This window comes from uncultured Roseovarius sp. (assembly GCF_947489715.1).
Classification (GTDB): Bacteria; Pseudomonadota; Alphaproteobacteria; order Rhodobacterales; family Rhodobacteraceae; genus Roseovarius.
The window spans coordinates 226,564-244,458 of record NZ_CANLER010000003.1 but is presented as its reverse complement, the minus strand read 5'-3'; the positions used below and the strand labels follow the sequence as shown (position 1 = coordinate 244,458).

Genomic DNA, 17,895 nt, shown 5'->3' with positions numbered 1-17,895 from the left:
CGGCATGACCGTGGAAAACTGCCTGTATATTTTCAGGAGGATTTTCCAATGACACGGATCAGGATGCGCGACGCCGCCACCTTGGCGCAGGCGAGTTACAAAGTCAGTGAGCTAAAGTCACCCCGGGTTGTTGATAGTCTGGATAAATCGGGGGTGCAGGCGCATTTGACCGACAACGGTATCCTGCTTCTGCCCGGCAGCAATTCCGTATTGGATTTCGTGCATTTCAATCTGAGGGTCTTCAATGTGGGGCACAAGAAATTTCGATTGGCGGATAGCACAACAGAACGTGGTGCCAGTGGTACGCGCTGGCATCAGGGCTTTCTGGTTTATTCCCGTATGGTGTTCAACTGGTTGGGGAACCGCCGGCCGCGTCTGATCATCGGTCACTCTTTGGGCGCAGCGGCCACGCAGATCCTGTCGAAAAGCTATAATGTGCACGGTATCGGTTTTGCCTCGCCCCGGCCCAAGAAAGGCAGTCGGCGGGTGCAACACGATGGCAAATGCCTGTCGGTCTGCCGGGTGGATGACACGGTATGCGCGATGGCGCCGAATTTCAGCCATTTGGGTCAAGCCAAATTCCTTGAACCGCCCGAAGCCAATTTCGGTATGGATCATTCGATGGAGAATTATCGGAAGATTCTGGAAGATAACAAAGGCCCCGACAAAGTGCCCGATAGCTGGCCGTTTAGTTAACGCAGCTTGTTGATGCCCGAACGCTTGTTTGCGGATCTGGATGTCGTTCACGGTGATCGCGCATCGCTATCTTCTACCTTGCGTCCGATCTGTGTGGGCTTTGATGCCAATTGGGGTAGAGAATAATCATCAAGAGCTTTGATATGCCTGTCACGCCCAACTGCCGACAACCTGTTGCAGGGCTTCGGCGACCGCTTCCAACGCCATCGCTGGCAAAATGACCAGCATTTTTGGCGCGGTCAGGTTCAGATGTACAGTGCCGGTTGATAGGTTCGATGTGCCGACGCGCCCGTCCGGCGCAAAGTTCAGCCCGGCGATGGGCCATTTCAACCCGTCTGACACACCCTCGACCGCACCCATCGGAAACAGTGATACTCGCGTCCCGACAGGCAAATCCAAACGCAGCGACGGCGGGCAAAGAAACACCAGCTCGTCACGGCCCAGAAGAATGCAGCGCTGATCGGGATGCCGCACCAGTGTATTATACGCGGCCAGTTGATGATCCTGGCGCGCCCCGGAAAAACCCACACCGATGATCAGCGGGGCATGGATGTTGCTCAGGCATTTATCGAAATCGGTGCTGTCCTGCTCGGAAATCTCATGCAGACGGTCGGATGGGATGCAGTCCCTGGCTGATTCGCTCATCGAATCAAAATCGCCAATTACGGCATCCGGCATCAGGCCTTCGAGCAGCGCGGTATCTGCGCCACCATCTGCCGCAACCAGGTGTGGCGCCAGTGCCAAAGCGCGTCTAAGCCTTTGATTGTCTACCTTTGCGCCACCAATTAGCGTCACAGACTGGGATTGTTGAACGATCATTTTTTCCCCGGATTAACGTCAAGTTATGGAAGAGAACACATTCTCGCCACAAAATGGTACGTTAAAGTTCCAAGAATCGGGCGTCTTTCGTCCTCTCGGGCATGGTAAACACGGACTTTGCAGGCAAAGCAAAGCGAGCGATTAAAATGGTTAATACAAGTAAAATTCTAACGGTCTCTTACGGAACCTTCTCGTGTACGCTGGAAGGGTTTGATGACTCATTCGATACGATGAAGGCGATTGCAGAATATTTCCGCGATCTGGCTGCGGATGATCGTTACTTCGGGGCCGAACCGCCGACACCGGATGCCGACATGCTGGCGCGGATCGCGGAACGCGAAATCGCCCGCCGGGTTGAGGCGCACGAAGAGCAGGGCAAGATCGTCCTGCGCGCAGGCGACGCACCAGCCGCGCTGGCTGCTGTCGCAGCAACGGATATGGCCGCTGAGGATCAACACGCTGAGGCAGAGGCGCCCAGCGTAGAAGAAACCCAGCCTGAAGAGGTGGTTGATGCTGCCGATGATGTGGCTGCTGATACATCTGAGAATGATGTCGAGGAGCTTGCCCCCGCAATTTCCGCGGCGTTGCAGGACGAGGATGTTTCGTCCGAAGAGGCACCTGTCGAGGAAGCCACCACAGAAGAAGTGGGCGTGCCTGCGGAAACGACCGAGGTTGCATCCGAAGTAGCGCCTGCCGACGAAGACGTGGCCGAAGAGGTCATTGAAGCGGCCGAAGAAGCCATTGAAGAAGAGCCTGTCGCAACGGTTGAAGACACGCCTGCGGCGGACGATCTTTTGGAAGCCCCCGTTGTTACAGCGCAGACTGAATCGTTTGTTGCGGAAGAGCAGGCCGCTGAAACGGTTGTCGAAGAAATGCCGGAAGAACCGATCGCGCAAGAGCCTGCTGAGACGGTTGAAGCGACATCGGACGCGTCGGTTGAAGAGACCGTCACCGAAGAAATTCACTCTGAAGATGATACCCCGGTTGAGCAGTTTATCGACGAAGAGCTATCAGAGGCTGTCGAAGAAGAGGTTGCGGTTGAGGCCGCCGCCGAAAATTTCGCCGCCGAGATTGCCGTGGAAGACGAAGCTGCAATCGATGACTATGTCGAAACGGCTGAGGCATTCTTTGAGAATTCACCAGAGCCTGACGTAGCAGATCATTACGAAACCGAGATGGTGGACGCTCCGGTCTCGGTGCCAGATGCCGATTCTGTTGCAGACCGGCTGAGCCGAATTCGTTCGGTCGTGTCGCAGAAAGATCAGCCTTACGAGCAGGACGATTACAGCGAAGACGAGCATGCACAGGATTTCCTGAACGAAGCCGCTGCTGAATTGGATGCCGCCCTGGCCGAAGATGACGCGGCTGAGATTGAGCAGGCTGAGCCTGTCGAGACCGGCATGTCCGATGTGGAATTGCTTGCATCGCTGGCCAGCAAACGTGCGCAACAGATTGATGAGGAAGAAGCCAGCTCGAAGGCTGCGGCGACCGCGACAGACGACGAAGACGATTTCGAAGACACGCTGTCGCAATTGCTGGCGGATTCGATTACCGACGGAGAAACATCTGAAGCAGAAGACCTGACCGAAATCGAAACGCAAAACGAAGTCGCCGAAGAAATGGTTGATTTCGATTTGCCGGATGCAATGGTCGAGGATGAAACGGTTGAAATCTCGGATGACGCGGAGAACGTGTCGGAGATGAGCGACGATGATGAGACACGCGCGCAGTTGAATGCCCGTGTGCTCAAGGTCACTCGCGAAGATTTCGATGCCGCCATCGCTGATGGTCTGTCGGAAGATGACCAGGCCGAAGACTTTGTCGAAACGGCATGGGCCGACGATGACACGGACGGTGATGCCGATGTTGAGATGGCGGATGCTGAGCAGGTCCTGAGCCCTGAACAGGAAGAAGATTTGCAGCGTGCGCTTGCCGAGGTTGAAGCTGACCTGGCAGTTGCAGATGAAGAAGAGATGCATGCTCCTGATGTTGCTGAGGAAAATTCCGATGATGCTTCAGAAGAGATAGAGCATCATGCAGCTTCACGCGACGGTCGGCACAAACTGGAAAGCGCGGGCGATCAGTCCGATATCGAACGGATTTTTGACGAAGCCGATAGCCAGCTTGAAAAGCCAGAATCCAATCAGCGTCGCAGCGCTATTCAGCATCTGCGTGCGGCGGTTGCCGCCACCCGGGCCGAAAAGAAGGCCGGCGCGGATCTGCAAAAGAACGTCGACGATACACCCTATCGCAGCGATCTTGCCAGCGTGGTGCGCCCGCGTCGTCCCAGTGCCAGCGAGGGGACCCGTTCACAACGCCCGGTCGAAGGACGACCGGCACCGTTGAAACTGGTTGCCGAGCAGCGCGTTGACATGGAACGCGCGCCGATCCGCCCGCGCCGTGTCTCGGCGACGGAATTGGTCGAAGACACTAAAAACACCGGTGTCGAAAGTGGTAGCAATTTCAGCGATTATGCCCGCCAGATGGGCGCAACCCAACTGCCTGACCTGTTGGAGGCTGCGGCAGCCTACATTTCGGATGTTGAAGGCCGGGAACAATTCTCGCGGCCGATGCTGATGCATAAGATCCAAGAGGTGGAGAAAGAGAATTTCGCCCGTGAGGACGGTCTGCGCTCTTTTGGCCAGCTTCTGCGCGAGGGTAAGATTCAGAAAATCAAGGGCGGACGCTTTACCGTGACCGAAGAAACCGATTTCCGGGATGAGACGCGGCATGCCGGGTAACACCTTGTAAAGATAAAACAAAACCCCGGGACAGGTAACTTTCCGGGGGTTTTATTTTGAGATATGGCGATCTGCCGTCAACTCCTGCCCGCTAAAACCCGCTCAACCGCTTCAACCAGATCAGCGGCAATGAAATCGGGGGCAGGGGTCACGTTGCTCTCATCACCGTCGCGATATTTGCCAGTTCGAACCAGAATCGCCTGACCGAAACCGGCAGAAAGGGCGCCGGCCACATCCGCTTCGGCATCGTCACCGATCATCACCGCTTCGGCGGCTGAAATACCCATGCTTGCAAGAGCTGCTTTGAAAAATCCCGGAGCGGGCTTGCCCAGCACGGTCGCGGTCTGACCACTGGCATATTCGAGCGCCGCTACATAGGCACCCATGTCGATGCTGAGCGCCCCGTCGGCATCGCTGAAGCTGCGGTTATTGGCCAGTGCCAGCAGGTTTGCGCCGGCGTCCAGGGCGCGAAAGGCAGCATTCATTGCGTCATACGTGAAATATTCTGCCGCATCCCCGACAACGACTGATATTTCTGCCCCGCTTTGGGGTATATCGGCGAAATCCTCGACCAGATCGGGATGAATCAGTAAATGTGCGGCCCGCCCGCTTTCCGCCAGAACGGCGCGCGCGGCACTGGCAGGGGTAAAAAGCTGATCGGCGTCGATCTCAAAGCCCATTTCTGCCAGGCGCTGCAACAACAGTCGTCTTGGTTTGCGGGTGGAATTGGTAATGACGCGAATGGGCAATCCCGCGTCAACAAGCCGTGCAATGGCGTCGACCGAGCCGTCGATCGCCCGCCCACCATCATAGAGCACGCCCGCCAGATCAAGAAGTAAGCCACGTATCATAAGCTACAGCATGGCAAGCCGGCCCATCAGGGTCAAATCACGCGCGAAGCATGCCACCAAAGGCGTGCTGACGGACCTGTCCGGGAAGCTCTCCGTATTTTTCGATGAACCATTTTTTCATCAGCGTGACATTGGAAAACCCGCAGGCGACCGAAACTTCGTTAAGCGGCAGGGATGTCTGCGCCAGCAGGCTGCGCGCCCGGTCCAGCCGCAGGTCGCGGTAAACCTTCAGCGGCGTCTGATCCAGCAGATCGCGGAAACCGCGTTCCAGCTTGCGTGGCGATACGTCCAGGATATCGGCAATCTGGCCCACGCTCAGCGTGTCTTCCAGGTGGTCCTGCATGATCTTCAGCGCTTCGCTGATCACCAGGTTGCCCTGCGCCAGACGCTTGTAACGCCAATGTTCAGCCATTCCGGTGTCTTCGTCGGGATCGCTGAGGCCCAGATATTTCGCCAGCGTGGCGCGGGTGAACTCACCGTCGCGCGCGCCGACCAGTTCGACCATCATGCGGATTGCCGCGGTTGGGCTGACCGCGCTGCTTAGTGCCTTGTGATGGCAGGTCGCACTTTCAGACAATTCCAGCATGCGGCCGGTCTCGCGTACGCCGGGTCGGAAATTCGGATGCACCGATAACTGCTTGGTGCCCAGAACACCGGCGGTCAGCGGTACGAAAACGGCTGATCCAACCACGCAGACACGTGCCGCATTGCGAATACAGGCGCGCAGATCACGCAGGTATTCTTCGGACGGGCGCCACGGGTTTTCAACGCCACCCACCAGTACCAGGGTCTGATCAGGTCCACAGATCGGGCCATCCTCAAGGCATTCTTCGCCGGTGTAATGCGTCCAGCTATAGCCGTCCTCGCCAGTCAGACGATTGGCCGAGCGCAATACGTCGATACAGGCCTCGGCGGCATAGGCCACACGGTCATCCTGTGACAGGAACACAAAATCGCCCGACAGGCTGCGACGGCAATGCATCACGGCAGGAGTAGGGGATCGTGTTGTTTCCAGAGTTTCAAGATACATCGCGAATTTCCTTCTCCGGCATCGTGGGGATTGGGTTCAAGCGGTTAAGCGGTGTTGTGGATCGAGGTTTCAATGGCGTGCAGGAACGATTTGGCCGAAGAGCTGCCCGACAGCAGCAGAAAGGCGTCATCGCCGGTGCGGATAATCAGCGTGCCCAGATGTTCCATCGTGGTGCGGGCCGCGTCGCCGGTTGCGAAACTGGCGGGATGCAGGTCGATCGGGCAGATGCGTTCCAGTGCGGTGCGGGCGCGGGGGCCAGCAATTTCAAGCCCGGTCCACACATCCGTCTGGTCGGTTGTGTAGGCCGCGCCTTTGATTTTCTTCGCCACGAAGGGCTCGGCATCGGGCGTCGTATGGGTGAAGATCACGAATGCCGCGTCCGGCGATAGGCGTACCAGCCGTGCGCTGCCATCCTTGGACAGCGCCGATTTGCCGATACCGGGCAAGGCCGCGCCATAGGCGGCTTTCACGGATTTTTCGGCTGCGGCTTCGCCGCCAAGCGGCAGGGCTAGCGAGACGATCGCCAGATCTGTGGGCGCCGTGAGGTTCACGCCGTCGAAGCGTTGATCGTAGCCCGCCAGCGGCGGGGCGGAGACAAGATTGAACTCAAGCACGGAGACGTTCTCCTTCGGGGTCGATGAAATGCGCCGAGACGATCTCGACCTCCATCTCGGTGTCGTGGATCGGGCTGACGGCGCGGACGATCTCGCCCTTGCGGTTATGGCCTTCCTTGATGAAACCAAGCCCGATTGAATGCCCCAGGCTGGGCGAATAGGCGACCGAGGTCATCCAGCCCTGATCGTTGGCCATGGTCGCATCGTCACCCTTGTTGATGAAATGCGACCCGGCGATCAGTTTCACACTCCGATCCACGGGCCGGAAGCCGACCAGGCGGATCGCATCGTCGCGGTTCATCTCGGGACGGGCAGCCAGCGTCTTGCCGATGCAGTCCTTCTTGGACGAAACCATGCCGCCGAGCCCAAGGTTCAGCGCGGTTGTCTGCCCGTTCAGTTCGTTGCCCGCCGCGTGTCCCTTTTCGATCCGCATGACGCCAAGCGCCTCGGTCCCGTAGGGCACGGCATCAAACTCCTCTCCCGCTTTCATCAGCGCTTCGATCATCGAGTTACCGTAGCGCGCGGGCACGGCGACCTCGTAGGCCAGCTCGCCTGAGAAGGAGATCCGGAACAGCCGGGCAGGCGTGCCGCCGCAAACCGTGACCTCGCCACAGGCCATGAAGGGGAACCCTTCGTTCGAGATGTCATGCGCCTCGTCCACCACCTTGCGCAGGAGGTTGCGCGCGTTGGGTCCGGCTACGGCGAACTGTGCCCAGCCATCAGTGGTCGAAATCAGATGCACGTCCATGTCCGGGCAGAGGCACTGGCGAACAAATTCCATCCGGCGGAAGACCAGCACCGCGTTGGCGGTGGTGGTGGTCATCACGAAATGGTTCTCGCTCATCCGCGCGGTGGTGCCATCGTCATAACAGATACCATCCTCGCGCAGCATCAGGCCATACCGGACCTTGCCGACGGGCAGTTTGCCAAAGGCGTTGGCGTAGACGAAGTTGAGGAAATCAGCGGCGTCCTTGCCCTGGATGTCGATCTTGCCCAGCGTGGTCACATCGCAGATGCCGACCGAGCCGCGGGTCATCTCGACCTCGCGGTCGACGCTGTCGCGCCAGCCTTGTTCGCCGGGGCGGGCAAACCACTGCGCCCGCAGCCAATTGCCCACTTCGACAAAAGTGGCGCCGTTTTTCGAGGCCCAGTCGTGGCTTGGCGTCAGGCGGAAGGGGCGGAAATCCTTGCCGCGCGCCCGTCCCGCCAAGGCGCCCATGGGTATCGGCGTATAAGGCGGACGGAAGATCGTTGTGCCGGTATCCTGAAGCGATTTGCCGGTGCATTCGGCCATGATCGCCAGCGCCGGGATGTTGGCGGTCTTGCCCTGATCGGTGGCCATGCCCAGCGTGGTGTAACGTTTCAGATGCTCGACCGAGCGGAAGCCTTCGCGGTAGCTTTGCTTGATGTCCTTAACGGTCACATCGTTTTGCTGATCGACCCAGGCGCGATTCTTGCTTTCCGGAATATGCCAGATTGCCATGCCGTCGCTTGGTTCATCCTCGGCCTTGGGGGCGGCCTTGCGAGAGGCGGTGAAGCCCAGATCCTTGATCTGCGCATTGGCCACGTTCCGGCCTTCGGCCAGCGCGGCGGCAAGGGTCAGCGATCCGTTCGCGGCACCGGCCACGGCCATGCCGGGGGGTAGATCGCCGCCGGGCACGAAGGCGTGGATATCTTCACGCCAGGTCGGGCGGCCACGTTGGTGGCAGGTCAGGTGCACGTTCGGGTTCCATCCGCCCGAGACAGCCAGACAATCCGCAGGGATGACCTGACCGCTGGTCAGTGTGACCGATTTCAGGCCCTTACGGCCCACCGTGTCCATCACCGCCGCGTTGCGGATGTGCCGCGCACCGGGCACGTCGCAGACCGCGGGCGCGTCGCGGGTGTCGATGATGTTGGTCACCGCGACGCCATTAGCAGCCAGATCGGCGGCGGTGCGCCAGCCGTCATCGTTATTGGTGAAGACCGCAACCTGCTGGCCGGGTGTCACGCCGTAGCGGTTCACATAGGTCCGCACCGCGCCCGCAAGCATGATGCCGGGGCGGTCGTTGTTGCCAAAGGCGATCGGGCGTTCGGTCGAGCCTGCCGCCAGAACTGCACGTTTCGAGTAGATCCGCCACAGCACTTGCCGGGGCTTGCCATCGGATGTGGCAAGGTGGTCGGTGCGGCGTTCCAGCGCGCCATAGATGCCGTGGTCGTAGGCACCATAAACGGTTGTGCGGGTCATCAGGCGCACGTTGTCCATGGCGCTTAGTTCGGCGATTGCCGCGGCGGCCCAGTCCGCGCCGCTCATCCCGTCGACTTCCAGCGTCTCGGCATTCAGGCGTCCGCCGGGGGCGAAATCCTCATCCGCCAGAATGACGCGTGCGCCGCTGCGTCCGGCAGCCAGTGCCGCGCTAAGGCCCGCAGGACCCGCACCGATGACCAGCAGATCGCAATGCAAAAAGCCTTTGTCATAGCTGTCGGGATCGTCCTGCATCGACAGTCGACCGAGACCGGCGGATTTGCGGATTGCCGGTTCATACAGTTTTTCCCAGAACGCCTTGGGCCACATGAATGTCTTGTAGTAGAAGCCCGCGCTGAGGAACGGCGCCATCAGATCGGTCACCGCCATCAAGTCATGTTCGAGCGATCCGCGATGGTTCTGGCTGGTGGCGGTCAACCCGTCGAACAGCTCGGTCACCGTGGCGCGGGTGTTCGGCTCCTGATGGGCGCCGCTGCGCAATTGCACCAGTGCGTTCGGTTCTTCCGAGCCGCTGGTCAGAATGCCGCGCGGGCGGTGATATTTGAACGACCGTCCCACCAGACGCTGACCGTTGGCCAGAAGCGCCGAGGCCAGCGTGTCGCCGGGATGGCCCTGCATCGCCTTGCCGTTGAAAGTGAAGTTCAGCGTCTGAGAGCGGTCGACCTGGCCGCCTGTCAATCGGTTCACTTGTGTCATTTGCTGCGCCCCCGCGCACGGGCCATGTCGCGGGCCAGCTCCACCTTGGAAATCTCATGGGTCAGCGTGTTGCGCGTGACCAGGAGCCACGAACGATCCCCCTGTTCGTGATACCAAAGCTCTTGGTGTTCACCGGCGGGGTTGTCGCGCAAATACCCGTATTCATAGAATTTTTCGTCGGCATCTTCGTCCTGCCAATCGGGTCTGTCGATCAGGCTTGCATCGCCCAGATAGATAAACTCAGCGGCGTCGCGGGGGCCAAGCAGCGGATGGTTGATGATCATGTCCTGTCCCTCCGATCAATGCAGGTTGGGCTGATTGCCCTGACCTTTTTCGTCGATGATATGGCCGCGCTTGAACCGGTCCAGGCGCATCTCGGTTGCCACCGGATGCGGCGTGTCCTTGGCAAGCAAGTGTGCGTAGCAGAATCCGCTGGCCGGCGTTGCCTTGAAGCCGCCGTAACACCAGCCGCCGTTGAAATAGAGCCCGCCAATATCGGTCTTGTCGATAAAGGGCGATCCGTCCATCGACATGTCCATGATGCCGCCCCAACTGCGCAGCAGGCGAGCGCGTCCGATGATCGGCATGATCGCCATGCCGCCCTCGGCCACATCCTCGACCACAGGTAGATTGCCGCGCTGCGCGTAGGTGTTGTAGCCGTCGATATCGCCACCAAAGACCAGCCCACCCTTGTCGGACTGGCTGACGTAAAAGTGACCCGCGCCAAAGGTGATGACGCCGGGAATAACCGGCTTCAGCCCTTCGGTGACGAAGGCCTGCAAAACGTGGCTTTCGATCGGCAGGCGCATGCCCGCCTTGGCCATCACCCGCCCCGACGATCCGGCGACACAGACCGCGACCTTCTTGGCCCGGATTGGCCCCCGGCTGGTTTCGACGCCGCGACAGGTGCCGTTTTGGATGTCGAACCCGGTAACTTCGCAATTCTGGATGATGTCGACGCCGCGGCTGTCGGCGCCGCGCGCATAGCCCCAGGCGACCGCATCGTGGCGCACCGTGCCACCGCGCCGCTGGTAAAGCCCGCCCTTGATTGGGAAACGCGCATTGTCGAAATCCAGGAACGGCAGCTCCTGGCGCAGCTGTTCGGCGCTGGCGTATTCGGCGTCGGCCCCGGCCAGGTACATCGCATTGCCGCGCCGGATGAAGGCATCGCGCTGCGCGTCGGAATGGATCAGGTTCAGGATCGACCGCTGGCTGATCATGGCGTTGTAGTTGAAATCCTGCTCCAGGTTTTCCCACAACTTCATGGACATTTCGTAGAAGGGTTCATTCCCCGGCAGCATGTAATTCGAGCGGATGATCGTAGTGTTCCGTCCGATATTGCCTGAACCCAGCCAGCCTTTTTCCAGAACCGCCACGTTGGTGATGCCGTATTCCTTGGCCAGATAGTACGCTGTCGACAGGCCGTGCCCGCCCGCGCCGACAATGATCACATCATATTCCGGCTTCGGATCAGGCTCGCGCCAGACCGGTTTCCAGCCCTTGTTGCCGGTCAGGCCCTGGGTGAATATCTTGAAGGCTGAATAGCGCATTGGTGACAGATCCCCGAAACTCCAATCGGAATAGCATCGCCGTTAACTTCCGAATCGACTTCTCTGAAATAGACGGTTAGATTTCTAAAATGGACACAATTGGTACAATAGCTGAAACCCGCCGTATTGGCGTTCTGGCGCTGAAGGGATTCGCGCTCTTGTCCTATTCATCAACGGTTGAACCGATGCGTGCTGCCAATTTGCTAGGGCGCCGCACGCTCTATGATGTGGTGAATATTGGCGTCACCCAGGACCCCGTTCCCAGTTCCGGCGCGGCGATGGTGATGCCGCAGGCAACCATCGGTGACGACCTCAAGCTTGACTATCTTTTCATCGTCGCCGGTGGCAACCCGGCATATTACAATGAACGCCCGATCATTCCCTGGCTTGTTCGCATGGCGCGCAGTGGCACGCGGTTGGGAGGCGTATCGGGTGGGCCGCTGATCTTGGCGCGCGCCGGGCTGATGAATGGGCGGCGCATGACCGTGCATTGGGAACATGCCGAGGCGCTGGCAGAAATTTCACCGCATCTGATGGTCGAACGCAGCCTTTATGTGATCGACCGTGACCGGGTGACTTGTGCGGGCGGCACGGCGCCGCTTGATCTGATGCACGCGCTGATTGCCCGTCATCACGGTGCGCCTTTTGCGCGGCTGGTCAGTGACTGGTTTATGCATACTGAAATCCGGCCTTCGATCGGGCCGCAGCGGGGGGGGTTGGTGGAACGGGTCGGATCGACCAACGCGGCGATTCTTGATGCGGTGGACGCGATGGAAAGCCACGTGGCCGAGACGATTTCGCTGGATGATCTGGCCGGGGCGGCGGGCATATCGCCGCGCCAGCTGAACCGGCTTTTCCGCGAAAAACTGGGCCGGTCAACGATGGGATATTACCGCGAGCTGCGCCTGGATAAGGCGCAGAGTTTACTCAGACATTCGCCGCTTTCGCTGACCGAGATCGCGCTGGCGACGGGCTTTGCCAACTCCTCGCATTTCTCGCGCGCCTACACGCTGCATTTCAGGCAACCGCCCTCGGCAAGTCGGTGACAGAACTTGCGCCGCGCGCCGATTGCGGCTTAGGGTCGGCGAAAAATGGAGGGCCCCATGCACATACTGGTTTTGCAACATGAGAGCGTCGAGCACCCGGGTATCTTTCGCGATTTCCTGAAAGAGGACGGCCATACCTGGGACGCCGTTGAACTGGACGAGGGCGAGGCCCTGCCGGACCTTGAAGGCTATGACGCGCTTTGGGTCATGGGCGGACCGATGGATGTCTGGCAAGAGGATGAACACCCCTGGTTGAAAGACGAAAAAGCGTTCATTCGCAAGGCGGTAGAGGAAATGGGCCTGCCGTTTTTGGGCCTCTGCCTGGGCCATCAACTCCTGGCCGAGGCGCTGGGCGGCAGTGTCGGCCCTTCGGAAACGCCAGAGATCGGCGTGATGGAAGTGCAGTTGACCGAAGCGGGGGCCACGGGCGTGCTGTTCGACGGGCTGCCGGAAAAATTCGAGACGCTGCAATGGCATTCGGCCGAGGTCAAACAGATGCCTGCGGGCGCGCAATGCCTGGCGACCTCACCGGCCTGTCCGGTGCAGGCGATGAAGTGGGGCACCCGCGCCGTGTCGATGCAATTTCATGTGGAGCTTGAGGGCGATACCGTGCGCAACTGGGCCGATATTCCCGCCTATGCGGGGGCCTTGGAAAAGGCCATGGGCAAGGGCGCGGTCGAGAAATTCGACCAGGATTGTTCAGCCCGCATGGGCGCGTTCAACGACATGGCGGAACGGCTTTACATGAACTGGTTGCAGATGACTGCCAAAACGCATTAGAGCGCCAGCGCCCCAAATCCTGTCAAATCAGAAACGATCTGGGCGGTGATCCGGGCCGGGGGCCGCGAATCACCCCGTAAGAGGCTGGTTAACAAGGGAAAACCGCTGTCTGTATCGTGTCGGTAAAACGTCGGTATTACGTCGGTATTTGATACCGGCGCGGGCGTGGTTAACAGGGCGCGCGGTGTTCCAGCGGGAGCGGGGGGCCGAACGGGGCGCGGTGCGTGGGTTTCACCCAAGCTACGCGGGGTCGCAGATTCCGTGCCTCAGGTTTCCGCCGCGCGGGTCAGGGACAGGCGCGCGGTTTCCAGATGTTCCTTCATGATATTCGCGGCGCGCTCGGGCTCTCGGGTGCGGATCGCGTTCAGGATCTGCCGGTGCTGGGCGTTGTACTGGTTGATCGTGCGGGCATCCAGCGTCAGATGCCGCATCCGGGTCCAGTCATCCTGGCTGCGGACATGGGCGATCTGGTCGATGATCCAGATCAGCAGCCCGTTGCGGGTGGAGTTCGTCAGCGCCCGGTGAAACTCGGTATCGACCTCGGAGAAGGAAACCGGGTCGTCGGCCAGCGCCTCCATCCGGACGCACAGTGCTTCCATCTTGTCGAAATCGGCGCGTCGTCCATGCAGCACGGCAAGCCGGCAGATATGCGGTTCGAGCGCGAATCGCGTGTCCATCAATTCCAGCGGCGTCGCGTTATCAATCGCGTCAGAATACGAATCGGTTGGCATGTGAACCACATATGTACCGCTGCCTGCGCGGATCTCGACATAGCCCTCTTGCTCGAGCAGATTGAGCGCCTTTCGGACCGTGCCGCGGGCCGTGCCATAGGTGTCTGCCAATACCCTTTCGGGGGGCAACCTGTCGTGAAGTTGCAGAATTCCCTTGGAAATTTCGCGCCTTAGCAGGGCGGCAATGTCCGAGGCGCCTAATTTCTGATCAAGTGGCGCGTTCATTTGCAGCACCCTATAGATGAACCAAATATATACCAATTAAGGGCGTTTATTGGCCTTTTTGCAATCATTGGACCAAAAGTGGTTGACTTTTGGCTTGGCAAAGGGAAGGATTTCGTTAACAACTGCTGCACCGCCTCGATTTGCACATCAAGCCACCTATCAAAGACCCAGGGAGCCTGTTCAGATGACGCTTAGAGATCAAGCTGATTTCGTGATCACTGATACCGGTATACACCGTGGGCTCGTTGCATGGAAGCTTGGCGCATCTTCGAGAGATAGCCGCAGCGCTGCCCGGATCTTTTCCATCCAGGTTTTCACCCGTCACGTGCAATCCGCCAATATTGACGCGACCCCGACCAATCACCCGCACTTTCTTAAACCAATTCAATTTGACCGGTCCGCCTTTGGTGATGTGAGCCCGGTCTTGAACGGCCCGAAACGACCGGGCTGAACCACCCCACCGAAGCCGGGCACAAGACCCGGCCAAGGCGGCAACCTCAGGGAGACTAAAACAGTGGCAACAGATCTCGAAAAATTCGTCGAAGCCCCCGGCCGCGCCGAAAAGATCAAACAAGTGCGAGAGATGATTGATGCCAAGGGCATCGAATATCTCTATCTGCAATTCGTATCCGTGACCGGCAAGATCATGGGCAAAGGTATTCCCGCCGATCACTGGGAATCCATCGCCAAGAAGGGCTTCCAGTTGGTCTATGGCGCCACGGTGAACCTGTTCACTGACCGCGCCGGCAACTATCTGGGCTACGGTCCGGAAGCCGCCGAACTGGTCGGTATCCCCGAGCCTGAAACCTTCATGCAGCTGCCCTGGGCGCCGCAAATCGGTCGTTTTTACTGCACGCTCTTCCGCAACCGCGAGGAAAAGGAAAATCCGGGTGGATATCTGACCTCGGATGGTCGCGGCAACCTGCGCCGCATGCATGACCAGTTCAAGGAAAAGCACGGTCGGTCGCTGCGGATCGGCACGGAGCCGGAAATGATGTGGCTGAAGTTCGACGAGAACGGCAAGCCCAAGGACGGCTATTCGAAGCCTTACTGCTATCACATCGACCAGTTTGAATCCTTGCGTCCGGTGTCGATGAAGGTGATCAAATATGCCCGCCAGATGGGTCTGGACATGATCCAGGGCGACCACGAGGATGCCCCCGGTCAGCTGGAACTGAACTGGATGTTCGACGATGTTCTGCGCAACGCGGACCGTCTGACCACCTATCGCCAGATCTGTGCCCAGGTGGCGCGTGAAGAAGGGATTTTTGCCTGCTTCATGACCAAGCCGTTCATGGGTGTGTCGGCGTCAGGCTGTCACCACAACATGAGCCTGTGGCGCGGTGGTGAGGATGAATTCGTCAAATGCGGCAATGATCCGGATGATCTGCCGGGTATGCGCGAGAACTACATGTATGTGCGTGGTGGTGAGAACACCTTTATGCCTGACGACGACGATCCGCAGATGCCCGGCAAAGAAGGGCTTGAGGCGATCGGCGGCGTGGTCCACCACCTGCAGGCGCTGACGGCGATCGGGTCTTCGACCGTGAACTCTTATCGCCGGCTTTGGGATACGGGCTTCTGGGCGCCGATCTTTGCCGACTGGGGTTTCCAGAACCGGACAACCGGTCTGCGTGTGTCGGCCCCCGGACGGTTCGAATACCGCTCGGTCGACTCCATGGTGAACCCGTATCTGATGGGATCGACCCTGCTGGCGGCCATGGATGACGGCATCGACAACAAGCTGGATCCGGGTGAGCCCGAAGAGCGCAACATCTACGAGGCGATCAAGGCCGGTAAGCAGGTCAAGAAGCTGCCGATGTCGCTGGGTGAAGCCCTTGATCATCTTGAAAATAGTGAGGTGGTCCAACGCGGTCTGCCAGGTGAAATGTACCGTCTGTTCCATGAGTACAAATATGACGAATACGCCCGCTTCATGGCGACCGTCACCGATTGGGACAACGACACGTATATGGAATGTCTTCCCTGAGGCATTCCAAAAACTGGCGGCAGGTGCCCTATGCCTGCCGCCTTTTCTGAATTTTCCTAGCCAACCTAAGGAGGCATATCCAGATGTGTGGAATTGCTGGATTGATACACAAGGGCAAGAGCGCCAATGTCGGGTTTGAAATGACCGCCATGCTCCAGGCCCTCAAGCACCGGGGACCGGACAGTACCGGTTACGCGGTCTATGGCGAGCCCGTTGAGGGCGATTATGTGATGCGCCTCAAAGTGGCCGAAGCCGAGGATATGGAACGCGGTCGCGGTATCCATCAGGTCATCGCTGACCGGATTACCGAGGTTGAAACCATTCTCGAAGAGCATGGTGCCAAGATCAAGACCAAAGAAGCTCCGCGCGAGTATTCGCTGCGCTACGTGCTGACCCATAGTGGCGACACCGGCGAGATGGCGAGCCATATCGAGGAAACCGAGGGTGTCGAGATCCTGTCGATGGGCAACGGTCTTGAGTTGATCAAGGACTTGGGCGATGCGTCGGTCGTGGCCGAGGCTTATGGCCTGAACGATTTCAACGGCACGCATGGCATCGGTCACACCCGGATGGCAACGGAATCCGACGTGGACATCAAATCGGCGCACCCCTACTGGGCGTTCCCCTATAATGATGTCAGCGTTGTCCATAACGGCCAGATCACCAACTACTGGATCATGCGCCGCGAGATGGAACGCAAGGGCCACCGGTTCATGTCGAACTGCGACAGCGAACTGCTGGCGGTCTATACTGCGCATAACCTGGCCAATGGCGTGTCGCTAGAAGACAGCCTGCGCCAGTCCATCCAAGAGATCGATGGCGTGTTCACCTATTTGGTCGCGACCAAGGATCAGCTGGGCATGGCCAAGGATACGATGGCCGCCAAACCGCTGGTTCTCTACGAATCGGACGACCTGATCGCGATGGCCTCGGAAGAGGTGGCGATCCGCGCAATCCTGCCGCAAGAAATCGACACAACTGATCCCTACGACGAGGAGGTCCGGGTATGGCAAGCGTAAGCGACGCAGAACTCAAGAACATGACCCAGGAAGAGCGGGTGACCGCCCTGGGCATGCGCACCGAACAGCTGACGGGCAAATCGCTTTATGTCGAGTTTGACCCCGATGCCGAAGAGCGGTTTACCTACCCTTGGGCGCCGGATGTCGATTTCAACAAGCGTACCGAGATTGACACTGACGATATGACCAATACCGAGGTCAACCAGGCCATTCGCGCCAAAATGGCCGAAGGCTACGGTACCATCGTTCTGCAAAACCCGCGCGGCAAGCACTCGCTTGGCGTGGGCATCCTGAGCAAGCTCAACCTGATCATCGAAGGCTCGACCGGATATTTCGGCGTGGGTCTGATCGACGGGCCGAATGTGCGCATCACGGGTCGCGTGGGCTGGTCCTGCGGCGAGAACATGATGTCGGGCACCGTGCTGGTTGAGAAAAACGCCGGTTCCACCTTTGGCGCCGCGATGCGCGGTGGCGATCTGGTGTGCCGTGGCTCGGTAGGTTCGCGGACGGGCATCGACCAGAAGGGCGGCACGATCATCGTTGGTGGTGATGTCGGCGCGCTGACGGGCTTCATGATGCAGCGTGGGCGGATGATCATCTGTGGCAATGCGGGCAAGAACCTGGGCGACAGTATGTATGACGGCACGATCTTTGTCGGTGGCGAAACCAAATCCTATGGTGTGGACGCGGTCGAGGCGGAACTGACCGATCTCGACAAGGCCTGGCTGACGCGCAAGCTGACGCAGTACGGGATGATGCCGGACAAGGGCGTTGATCATTTCACCAAGGTCGTCGCGGGCAAAATGCTCTGGAATTACGACAACCTGGAACCCAACGAGAAGAAGCTCATTCTCTAAAGCTA

General features: G+C 59.1%; 16 protein-coding genes. 8 read left to right on the top strand and 8 right to left on the bottom strand.

Features of this window, described 5'->3' with window-relative positions:
• Nucleotides 1–48 precede the first annotated feature (48 nt).
• Nucleotides 49–696 carry a hypothetical protein gene (locus Q1B27_RS10765; protein ID WP_299847321.1) on the top strand — a complete coding sequence of 216 codons (648 nt, stop codon included), beginning with the start codon at nucleotides 49–51 and terminating at the stop codon, nucleotides 694–696.
• Nucleotides 697–846: 150 nt separating this feature from the next.
• On the opposite strand, the gene Q1B27_RS10760 is transcribed toward Q1B27_RS10765, so the two are convergent.
• Nucleotides 847–1,515: a thiamine diphosphokinase gene (locus tag Q1B27_RS10760; RefSeq protein WP_299847319.1), complete on the bottom strand. Its 669-nt coding sequence runs from the start codon at nucleotides 1,513–1,515 to the stop codon at nucleotides 847–849.
• 146 nt (nucleotides 1,516–1,661) lie between these two features.
• Between Q1B27_RS10760 and Q1B27_RS10755 the strand changes: the two genes are divergently transcribed.
• Complete coding sequence (locus Q1B27_RS10755) at nucleotides 1,662–4,256, top strand: hypothetical protein (RefSeq protein ID WP_299847317.1); 2,595 nt, start codon at nucleotides 1,662–1,664, stop codon at nucleotides 4,254–4,256.
• Between the two features lie 77 nt (nucleotides 4,257–4,333).
• Here the strand turns inward: Q1B27_RS10755 and Q1B27_RS10750 are convergent, their stop codons facing one another.
• The 6 genes from Q1B27_RS10750 to Q1B27_RS10725 are packed head-to-tail and all read right to left on the bottom strand — an operon-like array spanning nucleotide 4,334 to nucleotide 11,242.
• Nucleotides 4,334–5,107, bottom strand: coding sequence for a TIGR01458 family HAD-type hydrolase (locus Q1B27_RS10750; RefSeq protein ID WP_299847315.1), 774 nt, complete (start codon nucleotides 5,105–5,107; stop codon nucleotides 4,334–4,336).
• Between the two features lie 37 nt (nucleotides 5,108–5,144).
• Nucleotides 5,145–6,137, bottom strand: a complete 993-nt coding sequence (locus Q1B27_RS10745) for a helix-turn-helix domain-containing protein (RefSeq protein ID WP_299847314.1) — start codon at nucleotides 6,135–6,137, stop codon at nucleotides 5,145–5,147.
• Nucleotides 6,138–6,181: 44 nt separating this feature from the next.
• Nucleotides 6,182–6,751, bottom strand: coding sequence for a sarcosine oxidase subunit gamma (locus tag Q1B27_RS10740; RefSeq protein WP_299847313.1), 570 nt, complete (start codon nucleotides 6,749–6,751; stop codon nucleotides 6,182–6,184).
• Nucleotides 6,744–9,692 carry a sarcosine oxidase subunit alpha family protein gene (locus Q1B27_RS10735; RefSeq protein ID WP_299847311.1) on the bottom strand — a complete coding sequence of 983 codons (2,949 nt, stop codon included), beginning with the start codon at nucleotides 9,690–9,692 and terminating at the stop codon, nucleotides 6,744–6,746. Before Q1B27_RS10735 ends, Q1B27_RS10740 begins: the two co-directional genes overlap by 8 nt.
• Entirely contained in the window at nucleotides 9,689–9,976 is a 288-nt protein-coding gene (locus tag Q1B27_RS10730) for a sarcosine oxidase subunit delta (RefSeq protein WP_299847309.1), read from the bottom strand. Before Q1B27_RS10730 ends, Q1B27_RS10735 begins: the two co-directional genes overlap by 4 nt.
• Before the next feature lie 15 nt (nucleotides 9,977–9,991).
• The gene (locus Q1B27_RS10725) at nucleotides 9,992–11,242 is read right to left on the bottom strand and encodes a sarcosine oxidase subunit beta family protein (protein WP_299847307.1); all 1,251 of its coding nucleotides are present in this window, start codon (nucleotides 11,240–11,242) and stop codon (nucleotides 9,992–9,994) included.
• An 89-nt stretch (nucleotides 11,243–11,331) separates the two neighbouring features.
• On the opposite strand from Q1B27_RS10725, the gene Q1B27_RS10720 reads away from it, so the two are divergent.
• Complete coding sequence (locus Q1B27_RS10720) at nucleotides 11,332–12,288, top strand: GlxA family transcriptional regulator (RefSeq protein ID WP_299847305.1); 957 nt, start codon at nucleotides 11,332–11,334, stop codon at nucleotides 12,286–12,288.
• A gap of 57 nt (nucleotides 12,289–12,345) precedes the next feature.
• The gene (locus tag Q1B27_RS10715; protein WP_299847303.1) at nucleotides 12,346–13,068 is read left to right on the top strand and encodes a type 1 glutamine amidotransferase; all 723 of its coding nucleotides are present in this window, start codon (nucleotides 12,346–12,348) and stop codon (nucleotides 13,066–13,068) included.
• Between the two features lie 266 nt (nucleotides 13,069–13,334).
• On the opposite strand, the gene Q1B27_RS10710 is transcribed toward Q1B27_RS10715, so the two are convergent.
• Nucleotides 13,335–14,024 carry a FadR/GntR family transcriptional regulator gene (locus tag Q1B27_RS10710; RefSeq protein ID WP_299847301.1) on the bottom strand — a complete coding sequence of 230 codons (690 nt, stop codon included), beginning with the start codon at nucleotides 14,022–14,024 and terminating at the stop codon, nucleotides 13,335–13,337.
• 49 nt (nucleotides 14,025–14,073) lie between these two features.
• Here Q1B27_RS10710 and Q1B27_RS10705 point away from each other — a divergent pair, with 49 nt between their 5' ends.
• The 4 genes from Q1B27_RS10705 (at nucleotide 14,074) to Q1B27_RS10690 (ending at nucleotide 17,890) form a co-directional block, all read left to right on the top strand.
• Nucleotides 14,074–14,475, top strand: a complete 402-nt coding sequence (locus Q1B27_RS10705) for a hypothetical protein (RefSeq protein ID WP_299847299.1) — start codon at nucleotides 14,074–14,076, stop codon at nucleotides 14,473–14,475.
• Nucleotides 14,476–14,538: 63 nt separating this feature from the next.
• Nucleotides 14,539–16,014, top strand: a complete 1,476-nt coding sequence (locus Q1B27_RS10700) for a glutamine synthetase (protein ID WP_299847297.1) — start codon at nucleotides 14,539–14,541, stop codon at nucleotides 16,012–16,014.
• An 83-nt stretch (nucleotides 16,015–16,097) separates the two neighbouring features.
• Nucleotides 16,098–17,033 (top strand): glutamine amidotransferase, encoded by a 936-nt coding sequence (locus tag Q1B27_RS10695; protein ID WP_299847296.1) that lies wholly within the window; start codon nucleotides 16,098–16,100, stop codon nucleotides 17,031–17,033.
• Entirely contained in the window at nucleotides 17,021–17,890 is an 870-nt protein-coding gene (locus Q1B27_RS10690) for a GXGXG motif-containing protein (protein WP_299847294.1), read from the top strand. The genes Q1B27_RS10695 and Q1B27_RS10690 overlap by 13 nt, the downstream gene beginning before the upstream one ends.
• Nucleotides 17,891–17,895 lie beyond the last annotated feature (5 nt).